Raw genomic sequence first — 5,766 nt, 5'->3', positions numbered from 1 at the left:
CATTGCCACGTTGGCGCGGCATACAGTGTTCGATCTGTTGATATTGGCTTTCGGTGATTTACATCACCGCATTATATCAAATAGTGTTAACAGGCCCTAGTTTCACGTCAGGCATTATTTATTACACCATCACATAGATTATGAAATGCAGAAATACTCTGTAAATCAACACCTCATTGAAACTATACTAGCTTGGGTTAATTCAAGGGAAATTGCAATTCCAGAAATCCAGAGACCTTTTGTTTGGGATAGCTCAAAAGTTCGCGACCTTATGGATAGCTTGTATCAAGGCTAGTACGAACGAGTAAAAATCAAAATCGCTTTTAATCCAATTGAAGAACGTTTTGAAGTTCAAAACCCCGCAATTCTTAAAGATAAAACGTGGCTACACGATATTTCAGAAGCAATAAATGGGGATCTTTTTGAAATTGCGGACAATTACTTTGATATTAATCCTGATGTAGACAAAAAGCAGGTGAGAAATGCCTTTTCAAATCTAATTAACATACCTAGAAAGCAAATCGGATTGATTGAATTGTCGCCCGACTTAGAAATTGAAACAGTAACGGAAATTTTTATCCGCATAAACTCAAAAGGAGTCGTTTTGAGTCAAGCAGATTTTGCCATGAGTAAAATCGCAGCCGACACAGAGCATAGTGGAAACGAGTTGAGAAAGGCTATTGATTACTTCTGTCATCTTGTCGTTGCTCCTGATTTCTTCAAGCATATCGTCGATAACGATAAAGAGTTCACGGAAACAGACTTCTTTCAGAAAATGCAATGGCTTAAAGCTGAAAACGAAGATCTTTACGATCCTGACTACAACGATCTTATCCGTGTTGCATTTACATCGCAATTTAATAGAGGCAGATTGTCGGACCTGGTCAGTTTACTTTCCGGTAGAAACTTTGAGACAAGAACATTTGAAGCTGAGATTGCGAAACTATCATTTGCGACACTTAAAAACGGGGTTTCGAACTTCATTAACGAGACGAACTTCAAGCGATTCTTAATGATAATCAAATCTGCGGGCTTTATTTCCCCAAAACTAATCCGCTCGCAGAATGCCCTAAATTTTGCATACATTATTTACTTAAAGCTCAAAGAGCTTAATGTTAATTCTGCTGCAATTGAGAGCTATGTAAGGCGCTGGTTAGTTTATTCTATCTTGACAGGCCGTTATTCCGGATCACCTGAAAGTAGCTTTGATTTTGATATTAAACAGATTTCACTCAAACCATTTGACGAAATCTTAAGAGAAAGAGAAGAAGCAGAGCTTTCAGAAGCTTATTGGAGTGCTTCACTCCCTCAAAGTTTGGATTCATCGGTTGCAAGCAGCCCATATTTTCACGTGTTTCTTGCTTCACAAGTAAAAGCCCATGACAAAGGATTTTTATCAAAAGATATTCTAGTAAGTGATTTGATCTCACTGCGTGGAGATATTCATCATTTATTCCCCAAAGAATATCTGAAAAAAAATGGGCTCGACCGAAGCAAATATAACCAAATCGCTAACTATGTCTATATGCAATCAGAAATAAACATCAAGATTGGCAATAAACCACCCAAAGATTATTTGGATTTGATAAAAACCCAAATGCAGGAAAACCATAAACAAGTCACTGGTCTATCAACAGAACATGATCTTTTAGACAACTTAAAAATGAATTGTGTTCCGACAGAATTAATGGCAATGAACGTGGGCGATTATCAAGACTTTTTAATCTTAAGACGCAAACTTATGTGCCTAAAAATTAGAGATTATTATCATTCGTTATAACGGGAACAACTTACCCGCCATCATTTTTGTGTGGCATAACTCTCTAGTGGACTACGCAATAATCCCCTGCAATTCCTGAAACAACAATCGGAAGCTTTTAGGTGGTTTGCCAACGGCTCTTTCCTTGTGCGCATTACGAATCAACGATCTCAAGCGCTGCAAATCGGCAGCCGGATATTGCTGCGCAAATTCGGTAAGTGCGTGTTCATCGCTCAAGAGGCTTTCGCGCCAGCGTTCCAGCTGGTGCAACCGGGCGGTTTGATGTATCGATACCTGACGCCAGGAATCAAGCTTCTGCTGGATCGGCAACGCATCGACTTCACGCATCAAGCGGCCAATATATTGCAATTGGCGACGGCGTGCACCGTGTTTCTGCATGGCCCGGGCTTGCCTAATCGCATCGCTCAGAATCTCCGGCAAATCAAATTCAGCCAGTTTCTTGGGATCCAGCTCCACCAGTTGCTCACCGATTTCCTGCAATGCATGCATATCTCTCTTGCGCTTCGTTTTGCTTGGCGCGATGTCTTGCCCGATCTCGTCTTCCAGTTCTTTTTGCACGGCAACCTGTGTAATGCGGTATCAATAAGCTGTTATCATAACGCTTTCTCTCACTCGAAATTCGCTAATATTTTCGCCTATAGTGCAAGCCATGAATAATTTAACCATTTCCGAAACCCGATTCTCATATCCTATCAGTACTCTGCAGCAAATTAGCCAGGATATTCTGGCACATGCGAAAAAAGGCGGTGCGACCGCCTGCGAAACCAATGTTTCCGATGGTTTTGGTCAAACCGTCACCGTGCGTCAGAGTGCAGTGGAAACGATTGAATACAATCGCGACAAGGGATTGTCCGTGACCGTCTATATGGGACAAAAGCGCGGCCATGCCAGTACTTCCGATTTTTCCCCGCAAGCCATCAGCGATACGGTTGCAGCCGCGTTGTCGATCGCTCGTTACACTGCGGACGATGATTGTGCCGGACTGGCGGAAGCGGAATTGCTGGCCAAAGATTATCCGGATTTGAATTTATATTTTCCCTGGCAAATCTCGGTTGAGGAAGCCATTGAGCTGGCGCGCACCTGCGAGCAAGCAGGTTATGCCGCAGATAAGCGCATCACCAATTCCGAAGGCGCGTCAATTTCAGTCAGTGAATCGCAGTTCATTTATGCCAACAGTCTGGGTTTCCTGGGTGGATATCCGCTTTCACGTCACAGTATCAGTTGCGCCATGATCGCCGAGCATGGCGATAGCAAGCAACGTGATTACTGGTACAGCATCGCGCGCGATGCCATGGATCTGGAGGCGGTGGAAAGCATCGGACAAAAAGCGGGTAAGCGCAGTGCAGCACGCTTGGGGGCAAAAAAGATCGATACCTGTGAAGTGCCGGTATTGTTTGAAGCTCCGATTGCTTCCAGTTTGATCGGACACTTTGCTTCCGCCGTGAGCGGTGGCAATTTGTATCGCCAATCTTCTTTCCTGCTGAATAGCGTCGGTCAGCAGGTTTTTACGCCCCATATTCAGATTCTTGAATTACCGCATTTGCACAAGGGCCTGGCCAGCAGTGCATTCGACGATGATGGCGTCGCAACGGTTGAGCGGAATATAGTGGCAAATGGTGTTGTACAAGGATATTTCCTGAGTAGCTATTCCGCTCGCAAACTGGGCCTGCGTACTACCGGCAATGCTGGCGGCTCGCATAACCTGATCATGCGAGACGACACTGGGTTAAGTTTTGATGCTTTGCTGCAGAAAATGGAGACCGGCCTGCTGGTCACGGAATTGCTCGGGCATGGCATCAACGCGGTTACCGGGGATTACTCGCGCGGAGCATCCGGATTCTGGGTTGAAAGCGGTGTAATCAGTCATCCGGTCGAGGAAATCACCATCGCGGGTAATTTGAGAAACATGTTTCAGGGAATTCTTGCAATCGGTGATGACGTCATTGTGCGCGGATCAAAACAGTGCGGCTCGATTCTAATCGATCGCATGACAGTGGCGGGTGGTTAAAATGTGAAAAATAAGATTTGCATTTATCTGAATAAGCTATTACATAAAAGCTATCTGCTTTTGGCGAAATCTTCCCACCACATATTTTTGGCTATGCTGATGAAGTGGGAGCCTGATTACAAGGATTTTTATTGAAAATCAAAAAGATTTGAGATATTCCTTGTCGATGATTGTTTCTACAACTTGAAAAAATAAAAGATTGATGCATTTTTAATAGTCGATGCCAATCATATTGTTCCATGAAACATTCCGAAGAATGAGTTTTTCCTTTACACTCCTTTCGATCGTTCCAAGTAGTCTCGTCAGTTGATTCAATGCATCCTTACCGATCGTACTTCTCGACATTTACTCTTCACAGCTTCCATTGTCTGTTATGCGCATAGTGCACCTACTAGCAATAGGTAGTACAGATGCACCAATAAACAAGTATTAATTTCCCATTGTGAAGACAAATGACGATAGATAGTATTGTCACTCGGTAAAACCGAAAGCTACTCTAACTTAGATTATTTAATTTCTAAATCCAGCAACAAAAAGAGAACAAACAAATCAGATAAACTTTTTAAGGACCTATCAAAATGACCTTACGCAAATTTACGACATCGATAATAATCACTGGCTTTCTTTTTTGTGGGGGGGCCGTTCAAGCGGCATCCTATCAATTTGGGCAGTTGTTAGCCGGAAATGGGCCAACCAATCCATATTTTGCAGATCTGGAAATCACCGATAATGGTAGTGGAAATTGGACATTTACACTCACCGCTTTAGATTTAAATACTATCTTTGGTTCCAGTTCATTTATTGGATCCATGACTGTTGACGGAGTGAAACCAACCTCTATTTCAACTGATGCTGGCGGAGGCGTAACCGCTGTCAACCTGCAGAATGGTGGAGGCCCAGGCGGTATTTATGATTTTAGATACGATATGATCAATCCACAAAATGACAAATTGACTGGATTCGAATCAGTTACTTGGCATGTGGGTGGCTTAGGATCTACTGCACTTCCTGGATTCAATGGAGAATTGGCATTACACGTGCAAGGTATAGGCAGCAATGACGATTCCGCTTGGTATGTTGCAACTTCACCAGTTCCAGAGCCGGAAACCTACGCCATGCTGTTAGCAGGTTTAGGTTTGATCGGATTTATGACACGCCGCAGAAAAGGATTGGCAGCATAATTCTGAATTCAGATTTAATCCAAAACGGGAGCTCGAGCTTCCGTTTTTGTTTGTTGAATAGAACATATCACTCATTTCCGAATTACTGACAGACATACAAAATTCTTAAAACATGGCCGACAGTTTCTGGCAGATCGGCTCGATCTCGTCCTCACTGCAGTGCTGGTCAATGAAAGAGATCTTCGCTTCGATCAGCGATCAAGTCCGGTGCGGATAAGAGAGTCGCTACTTTGCAACGTATCCCATTGAACCAGAAAGAAATGAATCTCCGGAATTACAAACAAATTTTATGCTGACTTAAATAGCTCCAAATCCAAATCCAAATCTTAAAAATTGCCTTAAAGCTGTAACCATTTCGATTATGGCCTGTTAACACTACCTAAGTGCTTCGACGATAAGAGCGAAATGGATGAATGAGAGAAAGATGATATCCAGTTTGTCGAATCTGGAGAATATTCGACGAAAGCCCTTGAGTCTGCGGAATAATCTTTCGATCTCATTGCGTTTTTTGTACATGGCGCGGTCATATTCCTAGGGCTCCAATCGATTAGTTTTGGGTGGGACAACCGGGATATAACCGAGCTCCAATGCAAGCTGTCTGGTTTGATCACCTTCATAAGAAGCACGATCCATCAGCAGATGAGTAGGTGAAGAGACGGGGCCGAGCGCTAACAAGAGTTGTCGCCCTTCCGGTGCATCATGCGCATGCCCCGGAGATAAGGCAAAGGTTATGGCTGTTCTGGCATCTGCGGCAACCAGATGAATCCTGGTGGTCCAGCCACCTCGGGATTTACCGA

The 5,766-nt window shown here is 43.5% G+C and carries 4 protein-coding genes and 1 pseudogene; 3 read left to right on the top strand and 2 right to left on the bottom strand.

Annotated features, from left to right (window positions below):
- The first annotated feature begins 526 nt into the window (after positions 1 to 526).
- Entirely contained in the window at positions 527 to 1,780 is a 1,254-nt protein-coding gene (locus C4S39_RS14700; protein ID WP_258039468.1) for a hypothetical protein, read from the top strand.
- A gap of 51 nt (positions 1,781 to 1,831) precedes the next feature.
- Here the strand turns inward: C4S39_RS14700 and yjgA are convergent, their stop codons facing one another.
- On the bottom strand, positions 1,832 to 2,338 hold the full coding sequence (gene yjgA / locus C4S39_RS14695; protein WP_103967682.1) for a ribosome biogenesis factor YjgA: 507 nt from the start codon (positions 2,336 to 2,338) through the stop codon (positions 1,832 to 1,834).
- A gap of 91 nt (positions 2,339 to 2,429) precedes the next feature.
- Between yjgA and pmbA the strand changes: the two genes are divergently transcribed.
- Complete coding sequence (gene pmbA / locus C4S39_RS14690; RefSeq protein WP_103967681.1) at positions 2,430 to 3,788, top strand: metalloprotease PmbA; 1,359 nt, start codon at positions 2,430 to 2,432, stop codon at positions 3,786 to 3,788.
- Positions 3,789 to 4,366: 578 nt separating this feature from the next.
- Entirely contained in the window at positions 4,367 to 4,969 is a 603-nt protein-coding gene (locus C4S39_RS14685) for an FxDxF family PEP-CTERM protein (protein WP_103967680.1), read from the top strand.
- A gap of 375 nt (positions 4,970 to 5,344) precedes the next feature.
- Here C4S39_RS14685 and C4S39_RS14680 read toward each other — a convergent pair.
- Positions 5,345 to 5,766 (bottom strand): annotated as a pseudogene (locus C4S39_RS14680) (IS5 family transposase); the annotation flags it as partial.

It is taken from the genome of Nitrosomonas ureae (genome assembly GCF_900108305.1).
Taxonomy (GTDB): Bacteria; Pseudomonadota; Gammaproteobacteria; order Burkholderiales; family Nitrosomonadaceae; genus Nitrosomonas; species Nitrosomonas ureae_B.
This window is presented reverse-complemented; position numbering and strand designations above follow the sequence as displayed.